This is a genomic window from Chengkuizengella axinellae (assembly GCF_030730905.1).
In the GTDB taxonomy this organism is placed as follows: Bacteria; Bacillota; Bacilli; order Paenibacillales; family KCTC-33759; genus Chengkuizengella; species Chengkuizengella axinellae.
On the sequence record NZ_JAVAMP010000027.1, the window covers coordinates 1 to 19,196 of the forward strand.

13 protein-coding genes and 12 tRNA genes are annotated in these 19,196 nt (G+C 34.4%); 24 read left to right on the forward strand and 1 reads right to left on the reverse strand.

Annotated features, from left to right (window positions below; translation table 11 throughout):
• The first annotated feature begins 28 nt into the window (after positions 1-28).
• From Q5Y73_RS24000 to Q5Y73_RS24110, 23 genes are all read left to right on the forward strand, one after another.
• Positions 29-104 (forward strand) — tRNA-Asn (locus Q5Y73_RS24000).
• A 3-nt stretch (positions 105-107) separates the two neighbouring features.
• A tRNA-Thr gene (locus Q5Y73_RS24005) sits at positions 108-180 on the forward strand.
• A gap of 15 nt (positions 181-195) precedes the next feature.
• A tRNA-Glu gene (locus Q5Y73_RS24010) sits at positions 196-270 on the forward strand.
• A gap of 162 nt (positions 271-432) precedes the next feature.
• Positions 433-508 (forward strand) — tRNA-Val (locus tag Q5Y73_RS24015).
• A 12-nt stretch (positions 509-520) separates the two neighbouring features.
• Positions 521-593 (forward strand) — tRNA-Thr (locus Q5Y73_RS24020).
• 13 nt (positions 594-606) lie between these two features.
• Positions 607-681, forward strand: a tRNA-Gln gene (locus tag Q5Y73_RS24025).
• Between the two features lie 7 nt (positions 682-688).
• Positions 689-764 (forward strand) — tRNA-Lys (locus Q5Y73_RS24030).
• Between the two features lie 7 nt (positions 765-771).
• Positions 772-856: transfer RNA gene (locus Q5Y73_RS24035), tRNA-Leu, on the forward strand.
• Between the two features lie 3 nt (positions 857-859).
• Positions 860-934: transfer RNA gene (locus tag Q5Y73_RS24040), tRNA-Gly, on the forward strand.
• 3 nt (positions 935-937) lie between these two features.
• Positions 938-1,014: transfer RNA gene (locus Q5Y73_RS24045), tRNA-Arg, on the forward strand.
• A gap of 159 nt (positions 1,015-1,173) precedes the next feature.
• Positions 1,174-1,250: transfer RNA gene (locus Q5Y73_RS24050), tRNA-Pro, on the forward strand.
• 10 nt (positions 1,251-1,260) lie between these two features.
• Positions 1,261-1,334, forward strand: a tRNA-Gly gene (locus Q5Y73_RS24055).
• A 353-nt stretch (positions 1,335-1,687) separates the two neighbouring features.
• Positions 1,688-4,459, forward strand: a complete 2,772-nt coding sequence (ppc, locus tag Q5Y73_RS24060; RefSeq protein WP_305994464.1) for a phosphoenolpyruvate carboxylase — start codon at positions 1,688-1,690, stop codon at positions 4,457-4,459.
• A 119-nt stretch (positions 4,460-4,578) separates the two neighbouring features.
• Positions 4,579-5,457, forward strand: coding sequence for a DMT family transporter (locus Q5Y73_RS24065; protein WP_305994475.1), 879 nt, complete (start codon positions 4,579-4,581; stop codon positions 5,455-5,457).
• 28 nt (positions 5,458-5,485) lie between these two features.
• A complete protein-coding gene (gene sigW, locus Q5Y73_RS24070; RefSeq protein ID WP_371320273.1) occupies positions 5,486-6,076 on the forward strand; it encodes an RNA polymerase sigma factor SigW in 591 nt (196 codons plus the stop codon).
• Between the two features lie 87 nt (positions 6,077-6,163).
• A complete protein-coding gene (locus tag Q5Y73_RS24075) occupies positions 6,164-6,769 on the forward strand; it encodes a zf-HC2 domain-containing protein (RefSeq protein ID WP_305994466.1) in 606 nt (201 codons plus the stop codon).
• 240 nt (positions 6,770-7,009) lie between these two features.
• Positions 7,010-7,819, forward strand: a complete 810-nt coding sequence (gene cdaA, locus Q5Y73_RS24080) for a diadenylate cyclase CdaA (RefSeq protein ID WP_305994467.1) — start codon at positions 7,010-7,012, stop codon at positions 7,817-7,819.
• A complete protein-coding gene (locus Q5Y73_RS24085; protein ID WP_305994468.1) occupies positions 7,812-9,320 on the forward strand; it encodes a CdaR family protein in 1,509 nt (502 codons plus the stop codon). The genes cdaA and Q5Y73_RS24085 overlap by 8 nt, the downstream gene beginning before the upstream one ends.
• Before the next feature lie 41 nt (positions 9,321-9,361).
• Positions 9,362-10,702 carry a phosphoglucosamine mutase gene (gene glmM / locus Q5Y73_RS24090; RefSeq protein WP_305994469.1) on the forward strand — a complete coding sequence of 447 codons (1,341 nt, stop codon included), beginning with the start codon at positions 9,362-9,364 and terminating at the stop codon, positions 10,700-10,702.
• Between the two features lie 509 nt (positions 10,703-11,211).
• Positions 11,212-13,041, forward strand: a complete 1,830-nt coding sequence (gene glmS, locus Q5Y73_RS24095; protein WP_305994470.1) for a glutamine--fructose-6-phosphate transaminase (isomerizing) — start codon at positions 11,212-11,214, stop codon at positions 13,039-13,041.
• A gap of 1,023 nt (positions 13,042-14,064) precedes the next feature.
• Complete coding sequence (locus Q5Y73_RS24100) at positions 14,065-14,346, forward strand: restriction endonuclease (protein ID WP_371320274.1); 282 nt, start codon at positions 14,065-14,067, stop codon at positions 14,344-14,346.
• Between the two features lie 109 nt (positions 14,347-14,455).
• Positions 14,456-15,097 carry a hypothetical protein gene (locus Q5Y73_RS24105; RefSeq protein WP_305994471.1) on the forward strand — a complete coding sequence of 214 codons (642 nt, stop codon included), beginning with the start codon at positions 14,456-14,458 and terminating at the stop codon, positions 15,095-15,097.
• Between the two features lie 499 nt (positions 15,098-15,596).
• Positions 15,597-16,877 (forward strand): helix-turn-helix domain-containing protein, encoded by a 1,281-nt coding sequence (locus Q5Y73_RS24110; protein WP_305994472.1) that lies wholly within the window; start codon positions 15,597-15,599, stop codon positions 16,875-16,877.
• Positions 16,878-17,128: 251 nt separating this feature from the next.
• Here Q5Y73_RS24110 and Q5Y73_RS24115 read toward each other — a convergent pair whose 3' ends face one another.
• Entirely contained in the window at positions 17,129-17,929 is an 801-nt protein-coding gene (locus tag Q5Y73_RS24115; RefSeq protein WP_305994473.1) for an amidase domain-containing protein, read from the reverse strand.
• A gap of 439 nt (positions 17,930-18,368) precedes the next feature.
• Here Q5Y73_RS24115 and Q5Y73_RS24120 point away from each other — a divergent pair, with 439 nt between their 5' ends.
• Positions 18,369-18,668, forward strand: a complete 300-nt coding sequence (locus Q5Y73_RS24120) for a hypothetical protein (protein WP_305994474.1) — start codon at positions 18,369-18,371, stop codon at positions 18,666-18,668.
• Positions 18,669-19,196: the final 528 nt, after the last annotated feature.

Genomic DNA, 19,196 nt, shown 5'->3' on the forward strand with positions numbered 1-19,196 from the left:
TTAATTCTCTATTTACTGTATGTAATGTTCCCTGATAGCTCAGTTGGTAGAGCACTCGGCTGTTAACCGAGTTGTCACAGGTTCGAGTCCTGTTCGGGGAGCCATATGCTCCCATAGCTCAGTAGGTAGAGTGCTTCCATGGTAAGGAAGAGGTCACCGGTTCAAATCCGGTTGGGAGCTTTTTAAAACCAACGTGGCCCGTTGGTCAAGCGGTTAAGACACCGCCCTTTCACGGCGGTAACACGGGTTCGAATCCCGTACGGGTCACCATTATAATTAACATCAGGGATGAAGAATCCCAAGGGTTCGTCGGAGCATGATCTTCGAAAGAGGTTGCATCGCAGTCTCGTAATGAAATGAAGAGCATCCCGTACGGGTCACCATAATACTTTAAGCAGGGATACTGTCTTATTCCTCCTAAACTAACACTATGGACGCTTAGCTCAGCTGGGAGAGCATCTGCCTTACAAGCAGAGGGTCGGCGGTTCGATCCCGTCAGCGTCCACCATCAATAAAGCTTGCCGTTGTAGCTCAACTGGTAGAGCAACTGACTTGTAATCAGTAGGTTGGGGGTTCAAGTCCTCTCGACGGCACTGTTACAATTGATGGGGATTAGCCAAGCGGTAAGGCAACGGACTTTGACTCCGTCATGCACAGGTTCGAATCCTGTATCCCCAGCCATTATTGAGAGCCATTAGCTCAGTCGGTAGAGCACCTGACTTTTAATCAGGGTGTCGAAGGTTCGAATCCTTCATGGCTCACCATTTTTATGCGCGTGTGGCGGAATTGGCAGACGCACTAGACTTAGGATCTAGCGTCTTACGACGTGGGGGTTCGACTCCCTTCACGCGCACCATTTGCGGACGTGGCTCAGTGGTAGAGCATCGCCTTGCCAAGGCGAGGGTCGCGAGTTCGAATCTCGTCGTCCGCTCCATATACGCCCTTAGCTCAGCTGGATAGAGCGTTTGACTACGAATCAAAAGGTCGGGAGTTCGAATCTCTCAGGGCGTGCCATTTTAACATCGTAGAATTAATAAACGCTTGAGGAAATTCGAACGTTTGAGTTCGTCGGAGCATAAACTTCGAAAGCAACACATCGCAGTCAGGTACTGCATCTCTCAGGGCGTGCCATTTAAAGCATCGTAGAGATACAAAATAATACTCATATTATATCGGGACGTAGCTCAGCTTGGTAGAGCACTTGGTTTGGGACCAAGGGGTCGCATGTTCAAATCGTGTCGTCCCGACCACTTATAATATGCGGGTGTAGTTCAATGGTAGAACTCCAGCCTTCCAAGCTGGTCGCGTGGGTTCGATTCCCATCACCCGCTCCATTTTATAACAAATGACCTGAAGGGTCTTTTTTTTTAATAATATAAGAATTTATAAATTAACAAATTCTATATTCAAGAAATTTCACCACTAAATTAAACAATGTCCTCTTGTTAGTATTCTATAATACCTCGAAATATTTTTAAATCATTATTAAACAAGTACTGAATCATTGCCATTGCTTTTATTATTGCAATGAAAAATGTATATTTATTCAATATAATATTTTAGTATACAGCTACATATCATCATTATCATAATAATGGAAACGTTTATTTTTGTTAAATCAGAGATTTTTACATTATTTTTTAGTATCATATATTTATATAATATTTATAAAAATGAGGTGTGAGAGTTGATTGAAACTACTGTAGATACGAATAAAAAAGATCCATTACGTAGAGATGTTCGTTTTTTAGGTAATATTTTAGGAGAAGTTTTGGTTCATCAAGGAGGAAAAGAGTTACTTGATGTTGTAGAAGAGATTAGGGAAATGAGTAAGTCATTACGAGCAAATTTTGTGCAAGAATTGTTGGAAAGTTTTAAAAATAAAATTGAAACATTGGATACAGATAAACGCCATAATGTGATTCGTGCATTTGCAATCTATTTTCATCTTGTTAACATTGCAGAGCAGAATCATCGAGTTCGCAGAAAAAGAGAATATGAAAGATCAGCAGGGGATATTATTCAACCTGGATCTATTGAAAGCATCATCGCAGAGTTTAAAGAAAAAAATGTGTCTAATCAAGATGTAATGGAAATTTTAAGTGGAGCTACTTTAGAATTAGTTATGACAGCGCATCCTACAGAAGCAACAAGAAGAGCAGTATTAGACATTCATCATCGCATAGCTGAAGAAATGATGCAGCTGGACAATCCTACATTAACATATAAAGAACGTGAATTATTAAAAGAGAAATTAAGAAATGAAGTGTTGATACTTTGGCAAACAGACGAACTTCGTGATCGAAAACCGACTGTTCTAGATGAAGTTAGAAATGGACTATACTATTTTGATGAAACTTTATTTGATGTTCTACCCGATGTGTATCAGGAACTTGAGCATTGTTTAAATAAATATTACCCTGAGCAAGATTGGCATGTTCCAACCTTTTTACAATTTGGTTCATGGATAGGTGGAGATCGAGATGGTAATCCATCAGTTACTGCTGAAACAACTTGGCACACGCTTGAAATGCAAAGAAGTTTGGCTCTAAAGAAATATAGAGAAATTTTGAGTAACCTTAAAGAACACCTAAGCTTCAGTACTAGTATTGTAAAAGTATCAGATGAATTATTAACTTCTATTGAGGAAGACCGTAAAAATATTGAAATTCCGATCACAGATCAGTGGAGAAACTCTAAAGAGCCATACAGAATTAAAATAACGTACATGCTTCAAAAAATTAATAATACAGAGTTTTCCGTTTCAAATGAAAATACAAAATATAACTCCCCAGATGATTTTATAAATGAATTAAAAATCATTGATTGCAGCTTAAGAGGACATTTTGCGGATTATGCTGCGGATGAATATGTCAAAAAAATCATTAGACAAGTTGAACTATTTGGTTTTCATGTGTCTACTTTAGATATTCGCCAGCATAGTAAAGAGCATGAGTTTGCGATTACAGAGATCCTTTCCAAAACTGGTATCGAAGAAAATTATTCTGTATTGTCTGAGGAAGGGAAGATCAATTTATTAACTGAGTTATTAAATGATCCAAGGCCTTTAACCACTGTGAATCTTGATTATTCTGAAAGTACAAAGGAATGTCTGGATGTATTTGAAACGATATATAAAGCTCAAAAAGAATTCGGTGAAAAATGTATTAAAAGTTATCTCATTAGTATGACCCAAGGTGTTAGTGATTTGCTTGAGGTAACGATACTAGCGAAAGAGTATGGGTTGCATCGGATTAAACCAAATGGGTTGTCGATACAACCAGTACCGCTCTTTGAAACGATAGATGATCTTCATGAAGCACCTCGAATTGTTGAGCATTTGTTTAATATTCCTATATATAGAGAAAGTTTAAGGGATGTAAATGACCTTCAAGAAATTATGTTGGGATATTCTGACAGCAATAAAGATGGTGGGGCGATTACAGCCAACTGGGAGTTAAGAATTGCAATGAAGGATATCACGGATATTGCTAATAAATATGGTATTAAAATAAAGTTCTTCCACGGTAGAGGGGGCGCTTTAGGTAGAGGCGGAATGCCATTGAATCGTAGTATTTTAGCACAGCCACCAGGAACATTAGGTGGGGGTATCAAAATAACAGAGCAAGGAGAAGTATTGTCTTCCCGTTATTCATTAAAGGGAATTGCTTACCGCAGCTTAGAGCAAGCAACTTCTTCATTAATAAGGGCAGGTATGTTGTCTAAAAGAAAGCAAGAATTGCAGGTTGATCCAGAATGGGAACAAATCGTTCAAGGTATTTCAGAGACAGCTTTAACTAAATATCAAGATTTGATATTCCGAGACCCAGATTTTATTACTTTCTTTAAAGAATCAACGCCATTAACTGAGTTTGGAGAATTAAATATTGGTTCTAGACCTTCAAAACGTAAAAATAGTGATAAGTTTGAAGACTTGCGTGCGATTCCTTGGGTATTCTCTTGGACTCAGAGCAGATATCTTTTACCTGCTTGGTATGCAGCTGGGACAGGATTACAATCTTTTATACAAGGTAAGGTAGAGAATTTAAAAATACTTCAAAACATGTACGAAAACTGGTCATTTTTCAAATCAATGATTGATAATCTACAAATGGCTATTGCTAAGTCTGATTTATTGATAGCAAAGCAATATTCAAATATGATAAAAGATTCAAGCATTCAAGAACGAATGTTTAAATCCGTTGAGGATGAATATAATTTAACTAGTAAGCTTATCTTAGATATAACAAAACAAAACGAGATCTTAGACAATGTTCCAGTCATTCAGGAATCCATCCGTTTAAGAAATCCATATGTAGACCCGTTAAGTTATTTGCAGGTGGAATTATTATCAGAACTAAGAGCATTACGTGAACAAGAAAATGATGATACTGATCTATTACGTGAAGTTTTACTTACGATTAACGGAATCGCAGCAGGACTTCGAAATACTGGATAAACGCATCATTTAACATAACTGTTTTCTTTCCGTACACAAAGTCGGAGGTCTTCACAGACTTTCGGCTTTTATAACTTTTCTGGGTTAAAATTCGCTTGGAGGTTGTCAAATTGAAAGAAATGCACCGCTGGGTAGCCATCATTCTTGTAATTGTGGGAGCTTCAAGTTATGGAATTTTATCATCCGTCATAAAGCTTGCATATGAAGCTGGATTAAATGAACTTCAGATCACCACAGGACAATTATTTTTTGGTATGATAATATTATGGATTATCATGATATTTAGGAAACATGCATGGCAAAATCCGTTGAAAGCTCCTTTGTTGAAACTAACCTTATTAGGTTTTATTGGAATCTCCCTCACTTCCATTTTTATCAATGCATCACTAAGAGACTTAGATGCATCTCTTTCTATTGTGTTGTTGTTTCAGTTTATCTGGATTTCAATTATTATTGAATCCATTTTACATAAAAAGCTGCCTACAAGATTCCAGGTCCTGGCTGTTATTATCGTCATGTTTGGAACTGTGTTGGCTGTAGGTCTTTCGATAGAAGATATGCAGCAAATTCGGATAAGAGGTTTTATATACGGTTTTTTATCTGCCATTACATATAGTTTTTTTATTACATTCACAGGGAGAGTTGCAACAAACATTGATTCTGTAATAAAATCAGCTATAATGATTACGGCCTCTCTTCCGCCTAGTATTGTTGTGATGATGGTTTTATTTCCAAGCCAGACTTACGTCCAAGGTGATTTATCGGCATTTCTATTTTGGGGACTTTTTGCAGCTGTTTTAGGTGTCATCATACCTACGATTAGTTTTAATTTAGGAATCCCCAAGATTGGAGGTTCTTTGTCTGCTATGTTAGGAGCAGTTGAACTTCCAGCCGCAATTCTGGCTGCAGTTATTGTATTACAAGAAGCTGTTGTGTTTACACAATGGTCAGGTGTGCTTTTGATATTGTTAGGAATTATAGTTGCCGAAAAAAAGTAGTGAATAGGTTTGACCATAGCAAAGCTTGATGGTGGGGGAATTTGTAGTGGATAGTACTGAACTAAAGATTATTAAATTAGCTAAAAAGGGAAATCATGAAGCTTTTTCAGATTTAGTGGATTTATACAAAAATAAAATTTACCACTTAGGTTATAGAATGCTGGGCAATAAACAAGAAGCTGAAGATATTACCCAAGAAACCTTTTTAAGAGTATATAAAAGCATACATAGATATGATGCTAAATTTAAGTTTTCTACTTGGATATTCCGTATAGGTACGAATTTATGCATTGACCGATTAAGAAAACGAAAAAATGCTTATTCATTGGATGCTGAAACGATTGAAGGGGAAGGTATTGATGGCTATGATGTTCTTCCTAGCGAAGATGAATCTCCTGACCAACAATTGATCATCTCAGAAACACAAAAACATGTAAGAGATGCGATAGAAAAGTTGCCTGAAAAATACAAGTCGGTTGTTGTGCTGCGTTATTTGCATGATTTGTCTCTTCAAGAGGTAGGTGACATTCTAGATATGCCTGTAACTACAGTTAAAACTAGAGTACATAGAGGCAGGGAATATCTTAGAAAAAGATTAGAGCATAGTCATTTATTATAAAATAATAAAAAAATTGAAACTTATATTTTGAGAATACGTATGGTAAGAATGAATGAACGAGTTTGAATTCTGAAAGGTGTGGGCAAAGTGAATTGTAAACAAGTATATCCTTTATTGCATGAGTACTTGGACGGGGATCTTGCTGGAGTTAAGCTTCATCAAGTAAGCCATCACTTAGATACTTGTTCAAAATGTAAAGAGAATTTAGTTCAGTTAGAAAAAACCGAGGCATTAACTCGTTCTCTGCCAAAAAGCCCAGTTCCTGAAGATTTAACTGACAAAATTATGGATGTTATTCCTATGAAAAAAAAGAGCAGATGGATGAGTTGGGCTAAACGTTACCCTGCTATGGCTGCAGCAGCTGTATTTGTTATTATAATGGGGGGAAGTTTATTTGCCTTGAATGAACCGGAATCAAACCTTATTGTTTCAGGAAGCGGTATGGAATATGTAGTGATAAAGGATAATCAAGTTATCGTTCCAGAAGGACAAACCGTGCATGGAGATCTGATTGTTGAAAATGGAGAGATTGTGGTTAAAGGAACGGTGAACGGAGATTTAACTCTTATTGACGGTGAAATAAATCTGCTGGCATCAGCTGAAAAAATTGCAGGGGAAGTAACCCATATTGATCAAACGTTAGATTGGATTTGGTATAAAATTAGCGTTTTTTTTGACTTATTTACAAAATGATCATTTGTATATATAACCTTCCCAATTAAGGGTTGGTTTTTTTTTATATAAAAATACAGATCATTTATGGGTAAGAATACCTAATTTTTTCGTAGGTTTATTTTTTTCAATGGTAAAAGTTCTGAAGTTGTACATTTTATGTTATGATCATTATTAGAGAGAAAAATGTAATTTTAACAATTATTTAGGTGAAAAAATAGATAGAGAAATTTTGAAGTTGGATACTAGGGGAGTTATACAATGGGATTTTTCACTGACATCACCGTTCTAGATATTATAGATATTTTAATCGTCAGTTACGTTATATACAAATTAATAATGATCATTCGTGGAACTCGTGCTGTACAGCTGCTTCAAGGAATACTTGTAGTCATTGTGGCATGGGCCTTTAGTTTACTATTAGGTCTTAATACGTTGCAGTGGATGATGGAACAAGCATTTAACTACGGGCTATTAGCTGTTATTATATTATTCCAACCTGAGCTTAGACGTGCTCTTGAGCAGTTAGGAAGAGGGAAGATCTTCACCAGAGTTGTATCGGAAGAAGAAAAAGAAGTGAATGAGCGCATCAGTGAAGTGATCAAATCCATCAACTATTTAGCAAAACGAAGAATTGGTGCCTTGATTGTATTTGAAAAAGAGACGGGATTAAATGAATATATTGAATCAGGAATCCAATTGAGATCAAAAATAAGCGCAGAATTATTAATTAATATATTTACTCCGAATACCCCTTTGCACGATGGAGCTGTAGTGATAAAAAATGGTGAAATTCGTGCAGCAGGCTGCTATCTTCCCCTTTCAGAAAATCCTTTTATAAGCAAGGAGCTAGGTACACGGCACCGCGCTGCTATAGGTATGAGTGAAGTATCTGATGCACTATGTATTGTTGTTTCTGAAGAAACAGGTGGAATATCTATGGCAATGAACGGACAAGTTGTTAGGGATGTGAAGGAAGAGTCTTTAATTTCTAAAATATTCGAAGAATTAAAACCAAATGTCAAAGATAGAACTTCATTTTGGAAGCGGAGAGGGAATCAAAATGGATAAATGGTTAGGGAACATAACAGTTGTACGAATTGCAGCAGTGATCATTGGTATTTTATTATGGGCATTTGTTCAGTTGGATCAGCAAGTTGCAACCCCTGCACCTCCAAGTTTAGATCCTGCCACAACCATTCAGAGTAGAGAAATTGATGATTTCCCGATTACTGAAATAAATCTAGGTGAAGATTTAGAGGTTACTGAAAGATATTCCACGTCAGTGAATGTAATTTTAAGAGGAAATTCACAAGATATTCAAACTGTAAGTAAAGAAAATGAGAAATATCAAATTCAGTTGGATTTATTGAATAAATCATCTGGAACACATCAAATAAAATTAAATCCAATTGGATTTCCAGACAATGTTGATGTTGAATTATACCCTCCAGTAGTAACGATTACCATAGAAGAAATAATAACAACTGCTCTTCCGATCCAAGTAAACGTAAAAGGAGAGCCAGGAAAAGGCTATACAGCAAGGAATGCAATTTTATCTGTTGAAGAAACTTCAGTAACAGGAACAAAAAGTGTAATAGAGAAAATAAAAACTATATATGGATCAGTTGATATAACTAATGTGCATGAGGATCTAGTTGAAGAAATTAAACTAATCGCATTTGATGAGGATTGGAATCAAATTGATGTTGAAATAAATCCTGCAACTGTGGAGGTTCAAGTCCCAATTATCAGCCCTTCAAAAACACTAGATTTAAGTGTGGACTTAAGAGGTGAAACTCCAAAGGGGTATAGTGTCGTTTCCTTTAAGCAAAGTGTGGATGAAGTTAAGATTTACGGACCACAAGAGGTCTTAAATGAATATAATGTATATGATGAAATAGAAATCGATTTGAGTAATTTAACAAGTGATCGAACATCTACGCATATTTTAACACCTCCAGATGGGATTTCACTTATTGAACCTCAGAAAGCTGAGGTAGAAATCATCATTGTACCTTCTGAAACTAAAACGTTTGCTGATTTCCCGATTACAATTATCGGATTAGATAGGGAACAATATGAAGTGGCTTTTAATGAACCAACGGATGGTTTATTAGATATAGTAGTTGAAGGGGCACCTTCTATATTGGAAAATGTTAGTGAAAATAATATAAGTGCAATTGTAGATCTTACAGACCTTCCTCCAGGAAGTTATGAACGCAGTATTCAACTGACACGACCTATTTTTGTGAAATATGGGGGAGAGTTGGCTTTAAAAGTGTCTTTGGAAATAAGACCCATTCCTGAAGAAATACCTGAACCAGAGATAACGGATTCAGAAACGAATGGAATTACAGACGAAATTCTAGATGAACCAACAGAAGAAACAGAGTCTCCGAATGATGATATAATAGATGAGATTGAAGGTGAGAGTGGGATTCCATCAGATGTTGAGGATGAAGACATCCTCCCAATTTCTGAAGAAAGTCCAGGTGATAGTTCCACTAATCTGAATTCTGTTTTAAATGAAGAAGAACAATTAGAAAATGAAATCAATAACAATCAATAATAATATGTATTTATTACGAGATGAAGAGAGGCAGAATGAACATGGGGAAATATTTTGGTACAGATGGAGTACGTGGTATTGCAAATAAAGAACTTACTCCTGAATTAGCATATAAAATTGGTCGATGTGGTGGTTACGTCTTAGCGGGAAAGGTTGAGAAACCAACTGTCATTATTGGTTTAGATACTAGAATTTCAGGTAAGATGTTGGAAGCGGCTTTAGTAGCAGGTCTATTGTCCATTGGAGCCAATGTGATACGTTTAGGTGTTGTTACTACACCATGTGTAGCTTATTTAACTAGAAAATTGGGTGCCGATGCAGGTGTTATGATTTCTGCTTCTCACAATCCAGTACCTGACAACGGAATTAAGTTTTTTGGACAAGATGGCTTCAAGTTATTTGATGAAACAGAATTAGAAATTGAACGTTTGATGGATGCAAAAGTGGATGACTTACCAAGACCAGTAGGTGATCGTTTAGGTACTGTAACAGATCAACCGAATGCAAAGGAATTATATTTAGAATATTTAAAAACAACATTGGATACGAACTTTGAAGGTTTGAAAATTGTGTTGGATTGTGCGAATGGAGCAGCGTTTGAGATCGCTCCTAAAGTATTTGAACAATTGGGTGCAGAAGTTATTTCCATTGGGACAGAACCAACTGGGCTAAATATCAATGAAAAATGTGGTTCAACTCATACAGAAAATCTACAATCAGAAGTTGTTCGTTTAGGTGCTGATCTAGGTTTGTCTTTTGATGGTGACGCAGATCGTTTGATGGCTGTTGATCATACAGGCTCACTTCTTGACGGGGATTACATACTTTGTATTTGTGGAGATGCAATGAATAAAGCAGGGAAATTGAATCAAAGTAAAATTGTTTCCACTGTCATGAGTAACATTGGATTTTACAAAGGAATCGAGACATTAGGTATGCAGTCTTCTAAAACAGCTGTAGGAGACCGTTATGTGATGGAAGAGATGAGAAAACATGGATATAACTTAGGTGGAGAGCAATCAGGTCATGTTATTTTTCTAGATCATAGTACAACAGGTGACGGTATTCTTACTGGACTTCAATTGGTTAACACTATTCAGAAGTCAGGAAAGAAATTGAGTGAGTTGAAACAGATGATGAAAAAATATCCTCAGGTTTTAATTAATGTGAAGGTGAATGATAAGGATGGTTTGAAAGGCAATTCCAATATAGAAGAAGTGATTAGTGGTGTAGAGTTAGAGCTAGGTGATGATGGTAGAGTATTAGTACGTCCATCTGGAACAGAAGCTCTAATTCGTGTTATGGTGGAAGGGCCTGATGAAGATCAGATTCAAAGCTATGCTGAAAAAATAGTGAATAAAATTAAGTCTGAGTTATCTTAGTTATTCAGAAATTGAATTTCAAAGCTGCATAAAAGAAAGATTTGCTTTCTTTTATGCAGCTTTTTTCACAAAATAACCCCATGAATATGAAAATAGGGGTTCACATTTTCTGTAAAATGCAATAATATAGTTCTATACTCCTAAAAAAAGAAAGGTGGAACGATGTTATTTGTTTTAAAAGCGCCAGAACTTAATAACTTTATTAATCGTAGTTTATCCTAACTTACATAAGGTTATAAGTTGACGAGGTGGAAGGTGTTCGAAGTATTCGGCGGGGACCTCCCGGTATGCTCATCCATACCGTGAAATTGGAATGCAAATGAATTGGGTGACCGATTTGACAAGATTCCAATTAGGATGAAACTTATAATTAAATATCAATCACTTTTTACACGACCTAGTGTAATCAGCAGGAGAACTTATTCATATTAAACGTATGAGGGAGTGTTTAAAAGTGATTTTTGTGAAGCTTTTTAACACTCCCTGTCTCACGGGAGGAGAAAAAAATTATGTGTGGAATTGTCGGATATATTGGAAATAGAGACTCTAAAAGTATTTTAATAGATGGATTGAAAAAACTAGAATATAGAGGGTATGACTCTGCGGGAATTGCAGTGTATACCAATCGTGGATTAGAAGTGAAGAAAGCTAAAGGTCGGTTAGCTGTATTAGAGGAAGAGTTAGATACAAATCCAATAGAAGGAACGATCGGTATTGGACATACACGTTGGGCTACGCACGGTAAACCTTCCAACGAAAACTCGCATCCTCACCTAGATCCATCACAGAAGTTTTCAGTCGTTCATAATGGGATTATTGAAAACTATGTAACGTTGAAAGAAGAATTGATTGCAAAAGGACATGAATTTACTTCAGAAACGGATACAGAGGTCATTGCTCACCTCATTTCTGATTTATACGAAGGGGACATCGTTCGTGCAGTTCAAAAAGCCGTGGACCGTATGCGCGGGGCATATGCATTAGCTGTACTTTGTGAAGATGAGCCAGATAAATTAATTGCTGTTCGCTTAGCAAGCCCATTGATCATCGGAATCGGTGAGGGTGAAAGTTATATCGGTTCAGATATTCCAGCGATTTTGGAGCATACACGAGATGTGTATATTTTGAATGATGGGGAAATGGCGATCCTAACAAAAGATGAAGTTACTTTACAGGATGTGAACGGAAATCAAATTCAAAAAGATGTTTTTCATGTAGATTGGGATATTGTTACGGCTGAAAAAGCAGGTTTTGATCACTTCATGTTAAAGGAAATCTATGATCAACCAACTGCATACCGTGATACAATGGGAAGTCGTATCTCAGGTGAGAATGATCAAGTGGTTTTAAATGAAATTAAAATGACAGACGAAGAAATCAAATCTATTGATCGTGTTCATATTGTAGCTTGCGGTACTGCATATCATGCTGGGCTAGTTGGAAAGAATGTCATTGAGAAGTTAGCACGTATTCCAGTAGAAACGGATGTTGCTTCAGAATACCGTTATCGTTCACCAATCATAACGAAGAATACGTTAGTTATCGTTGTAAGCCAATCAGGTGAAACGGCTGATACATTAGCTGCTCTTCGCGAAGCTAAACGCCAAGGTGCTCGTGTAATAGCCATTACAAATGTAGTAGGCAGCTCAGTATCTCGTGAAGCGGATGATGTCATAACAACATGGGCAGGGCCTGAAATTGCAGTGGCTTCTACTAAAGCTTATACATCGCAATTAATCGCATTTTATTTATTCGGATTATACTTAGCACAAAAGTTAGATACAGTAGAAGCGGATGAAGTGAAAAAAGTGATAGCAGCGTTGCAAGAGCTTCCTCAGCAAGTGGAGAGCATTTTAGAGCAAGCTGAGCAAATTAAAACTGTGGCTGAAAAAATTTCACTTCATAACAATTTATTTTTCATCGGTCGTGGTTTAGATTTTTCAGTTGTATTAGAAGGATCATTAAAGCTGAAAGAGATTTCTTATATCCATTCTGAAGCTTATGCAGCAGGGGAATTAAAGCATGGAACGTTAGCATTAATTGAAGAAGGAATCCCAGTTATTGCACTAGCAACACAAGAAGATGTATTTGAAAAAACAGTAAGCAACATTGAAGAAGTAGTTGCACGTGGTGCTTATGTATTAGGTGTTAACCAAGAAGGAAATGAAGAACTTGCTAAGGTTGTAAATGAGTCCTTCACAATTCCAAGAACGTTAGATGTATTATCACCAGCTCTATCTGTTATTCCTTTACAGCTGTTATCTTATTTTGCATCTCTTGCAAGAGGTAATGATGTTGATAAACCTCGTAATCTTGCTAAGAGTGTTACGGTGGAGTAGATTAGATAGAATCACCTGTAGTTTTTTGTTTGTTGTAGATTAAAATAAAGATTGATAAGAATGGCCTCTTGGGATACTAAGAGGTTGTTTTTTTATTTTTCTAATATTTTAAGGGGTGAATCATTCGGTCTAACCCCTTAATTCTGAAGAATAGTTAATGGAAATTGTAATTTTTAGAATATATCTATTAGAATAATGTATTTTATGTTGATTTAAACTGCTAATTCATATTTGGAAAGATCATGGGTACATTCTAGGATCCAGTGCATAAATACTGATGGCGAACGTTTACCTAAATTTCTATGCATGTGGTCGATGATTGTAAAAATCCATGTACTCATAGATGGCTTAATGGGCATCTTCAAATGTGGTGAAGGATTCCTTTCATTACCACGCTCAATGAAGCATGAAAACATTCTATATAAGCATTCATACTTGGTGTCCTAGGCGGAATACGTTCATGGATAATCCTTCTTTCTGCATCACAGAGTTCGCCAAATACTTTACTAATATAACAGCTGATTAATTTTTCTTTTGATAATATAAATCTACTGCTTTTTTTTTCATAAAAAACCCCCCCCTTATAGTAGACAGGTTAATGTGTTTTTTACAAGAGTCTATTATAAGGGAACATATAGAAAAAGGGTAACTCTCTTTTACTTTAAGGCGTTCTTTTCTAGAATTACTGCAAAAGAGCTCATTACATCAAATGTGATCTGCTCTTGGGGTACTTTGAACGGACAGGATTTTTTGATAAGATTGAGTATCATAATAATATAGATTTACATGACCGTTGTTGCTTTGGGGGCATCAACGGTTTTTATTTTGGAACACCGCCGCCACCAGAAACCAGAACCCTGTGACTAGCAAAAATGTAATTACCACCGTAATTAAAGTAATAGCATTTGCTGTAAAGAAGGCAGGATAGCACAAACCAAAAATAGCAATAATGAGTCCTAAAACCATGATCATTGAAAAAAAGGTATTTTTAAATGTTGATAAAATAGTATTTTCGGATTAGATATGATATATGTTCAAGCAAAACGGTGGGAAGGTGTAGTAGGAAGACCAGAAATACAAAAATTTGCTGGGAGTCTAGAGGGTCAACGAGCTAGAAAAGGTGTTTTTATAACCACCTCTGATTACACTGAAGGAGCAAGAGAATATGTTAAACGTATTGAAAAGAAGATAATTTTAATTAACGGAACAAGTTTAGCAAACTATTTATTTAAGTATGATATAGGTGTATCAGAAGTTAAAGAATATATAGTAAAAAAGGTGGATTTAGATTACTTTGATGAATAGTTTCAGAGATCGAAGTAATTCAAGTTGAAGGTGAACTTGGTAAAACTGATTTAGAAATCATTGGTATGGAAACTTTAAAACAAACTTTGGAGTATATGGAGGGATAAAATTGAAGGAAGTATTCTCATATAACATTGATATAAGGAAAAATGCATATTTGAATTGGAGAACTAGTAAGCATGATGAAATTAACAATATGATTGTTCTAGCAGAGGGATTTATGACATCAGCTATCTTGTTAGCAGAACAAGTATTAAATGATAACAGGGATAAAAAAGCTGACTCAATAATTTATCCTATCCTTTTTAACGTTAATCATGGAATTGAGGTATATCTAAAATCAATTTCTTGGTCATTAAATAAAATTCTAAATAATTCAGAAAAAACGTTTATAAAAAACCATAATTTATTGGAATTATTTAATGATGTAAAAACACTTGTTACGATTTTTGAAGGCGATACTAATAAGAAGAGCTCTATTAATATGATGGAATCTTTAGAAAATTATATAACAGAACTATATTCTAAAATCGAAAATGTAACACCCAAAGGGAAAAAAATTTATAATATTGATTTTTCACGTTATACGCTCGATTATAATGGGGAACCACAATTTTATATCAATCAATTTGATAATGTTGTTGTAGATATTGAAAATTTCGTCAGTTTATTTGAAAAAATACATAGTTCTTTAGATGGTATTGCTATACAATATTTAGATTACTTTGAACAGCTGGAGAACAATAGATAAAAATTAAATTTGGAGGTTTCTTTTTCAAAATAGATTCTTTTTGTTTGCCATAAATTATGGGTTTGCATAGAATTTTTGATCAAACTTTATTTTAAACCAACACTTCATTCTTTAGATGAAGAGATTTACCAATTATTTTTATAATTTTAGAATGTATAAGCTGTTTTATGTTTTTCTTTGAATTTTAAAAAAACTTTATTGTTTGATAACAATAGTGTGGTTTTAGAAAATTTTACACCATAATATAGAAATAAATTAGTAGTGGCTTTGGTCAAGATAATAAGTAATATCACAAAATTGGTATAATCGGAAAGAAATCTTTCAAAAATGACAGCCGTGATAGAACAAACGTACAATTGAAGAAGTAACAACAACACTCACCCTTTGTGGTGGGTTATTTTATTGAACAAATTTATACTAAATGTTAAAATATTAATATAAATAGAAAATATTTTCATTTTTTATAGTAATATCTATTGATATGGAAAGGGTGTAAGAAATGGTTGCCACTACTACTAATTCATCATTGGGGGAACTCATTCTACATCATCGGAAACAAGCAGAAATGACATTAGTACAATTAGAGAAATTAACCAAAGTAGACAAAGCAAGCTTGTCTAGAATTGAATCGGGTCAAATTAAACGCCCAAGCTTGGAAAAACTTATGAAAATCGGTGTTATACTGAACATTCCTGATGAAGAGATTATCGATAGATATATTCAAGTCGAGGAAAGACAAAATATTTTAGTTTCTATTTTACATAAGTTAATTAAAGATAACCACCTTCCATTGATTAATAAAGCAGCTATGAAAGTGCTTAAATCTACTGAAGAAGACAGCGAAGAGTTAGTGAAGATGTTATATGAAATGACCGAAACAATTAAAGAACCTTCTGTTAAATTAAGTCTGTATGAATTAATCATTAGTTATTCACGTGCTCACGGAATCATGCCATATATCGCTATGGGTTTATTACAGGTCTATCTTATTGAACGTGATGATTTCACCAAACTTCGGGCAACGTACGAATCGGGCAAAAGTGTTTTGTTTTTTGCGAATTCTCTCACAAGTGAAGAACGAGGAGTATTGTACTATAAATTGGCTGTTCATGCTTATAATTTATGTTTATTTCAAGAAAGTGTAGAAATGGGTGAAAAGGCATTAGGTGAAACGATTAGTGACACCAAAATGCATGCAAACACGATTTTTGCTCTATGTAATAGTTGTTATCACTTAGGTGAGTATGAACAAACTAAAGAGTATTTGATTCAGTATAAAGTATTCCCACTCCCAAGAGTAAAAGACAATACAAAAGGAATAGAAGCAGCGTTACATCTAGCAAACGGAAATCATCAAATAGCGATTTCCATTATGCAAGATACCATTTCTAATTGCGGAGACTTTGCTTTGCTGCATGTGGTGAATCTTTTAATCACACTTTACTTCGAGACGAATAATCAAGCAGAAATCGAGAAACTATTTCGACTAGAAGAAAAGCTTCTATTAATTACATATGTTACTCCATTTAAAAAAGCAGAGATGGCTCATTATTTCAAACTTAAAGGAGATTACTTTATATTAATAGAAGATATAAGGCAAGGGGTAAATTGTTATTTGGAAGCAGCGACACGATATGCTAAGGTTGATCTTATTGCTAAAGAAAGTGAATGTTTAAGGTTGGTTATGAATATACATACTCTTAACAAAGAAGCTATCGATGTTTCAACTTTTGAGAAACTAGAAATTTATTACGATAACAAGACAAAGACCTCAAATTGAAATATTAGAGGAGGGTAAAAATGAGAATAAGAGAAATAATCAAATCCTTGTTTTTCGTCACTTTTCTTGTGTCAACATTTGTAGCACCCGAAATTATATCATTTACCGTTTTTGATCCTGATTGGTAAACTCAAAAATCCCACTCTATGCAGTGGGATTTTTTTTATATTTTTAATGTTTTCAATGTTGGCCAATGACGGGTCGTGATTTAGGGTGAAACTCCTGGAATAAATCGCGCAAATCTCTAGCATTTAATTTGAACTAGGGAGTTCAAATATTTCAAAATAATCATAATTACCACCGGATACATCTATAGCATCTAGCAAAGGTAAATCTCTTCTCTCATTTGAATGACCTGCAAGTTCAAAATCTCTATTAGCAGTGTCATAACCAGATATTATCATTAAATGTGTTGGCGTAGTAATCCAACCAGCAACCCCTTGATGAAATACAACTACATCTCCCTTATAAATACTTGAACTATAAATAGTTGTATGGTTAGATTCATAATAATCTCTTGAGAAAGAATTAACTACAGATCTGCCATCCCAATATTTTCTGAATTGCTCTACACTGATCCAAGGGCTTGGATCAGCTAAATCCCAACTATAATCCAATTCAGTTGCACTTTTTGGAACTAGATATTTATCATTTTTCTTATAGATATACCAGTCTCCCCCCATAGCCATGCCTCCATGATACATAGCTTGAGATACAAAATTAGTGCAATCACTCCCCCACTCTGTAAAAGCAGGAAAATCAGTACTATATTTATTATAATTGTTATAAGCCCAACTAGCTGCCGTAGTACCACTATAAGTAGATGCAAGTGCACTTACAGTATTAATAGGCTTTATTGATAAAATTCCTTTATCAAAATCTTCTTTTTCATCTACCTCACTTTTAACATTCTTTTCTTTATTTACCTTTTGTAAAAACTTATAAGATTTCTTATCATCTGAACTTAAAGCATATCTTTCCAAATAACCTAATAATAATTCTTGATCATTAGATTCTACAGAATTATAAACTTCCTCTATTAAATGATGCATAACTATAATTTTATCATTTTTTTCAGTAAATCTGATTTATTATCATATTCTGAAAGTATATCAAATACTATTAAATCTTCTTCATAGTAATTTTCTAAAATGCTGAGAATATCTTTTTCTTCTACTTGTGTCTGAATAGTGTGTTTTCCATTATTCTTATCAGTTTTTTCTTTATAGTATAACTCGATATAAGGGTTTTTCTTTTCATTTGTTGATTTTTCCTCCTCTGCGGAAGACTAGAATGGGGTAATAGATAACATTAAAATAAACAATGCTAGAAATACCGATATTCTTTTTTTCATAAATTTTTCTTCCAATTGTATTTTTTGTTTTGACAATATAATACCAATTTCTCTTTTATTTTACAAGGAAAAATATAAAAAAATGGTAGAATATAATTATACTAAATACTATTGGTTAGATTGAAAGGAGAAATGTTATGACTAAAATAACAACTAGAATAAAATTAACTATTATTTTCTTATTAGTAATAACGGTATTAACTATAGCTTTACAGTTTACTACAATACAATATGCTGCAGTTAGATTTTCAACATCGATTTATATAACTTTAAATTATAATAATAAGGGATTAATGTATGAAAAAATAGAATATGTACCTCAATTTAATGAATATGCTATATCGTACAAAGATAATGAGGATTCAGTTTATACCTTCATGGTTAAATCAAAACGTATGCCATTTATAATTAGCCATGATCCTTTAGATTCTAAATAATAAATACTATTGAGTGATCAACTTTAATGAGTATGCTAAGGATGGACTATTGATGGTATTTTTAGTTGGCATTAATAAGTTTAATTATCAAAAATTTTAACAGAATTGTATATTTGAATCGGTCAGGGAATAACTCTTGAATACATTGTCTTGATAAACCTTGTATTGATCTTAAATCATATAGGTATAGAATATAATGATCAAACTTTCTTATAAAAAATAAGAGTTTTAATCTGAATAATCCCTGTTTCTGATCAATCTTTTTTTCAAAAACAGGGATTGTTATTAATAAAGGAATAGGACAAGATTATAAGCCGTGGTTGACCATTCAAGATGTATCATCTCAAGGACGTTCCACAAGGTTAAAGGGGATTAAAACAAATAGACAGCATGAATTCTTGCCAGATATGGAACGAAATGTAATTTTAAAACAAAGTTGCACCGAAATATTATATTGAATACAGTTTGATCAAAACTTATGAATTAGAATGTGATTCATGAGTTTTTTGACTTTCATATTAGACAAAA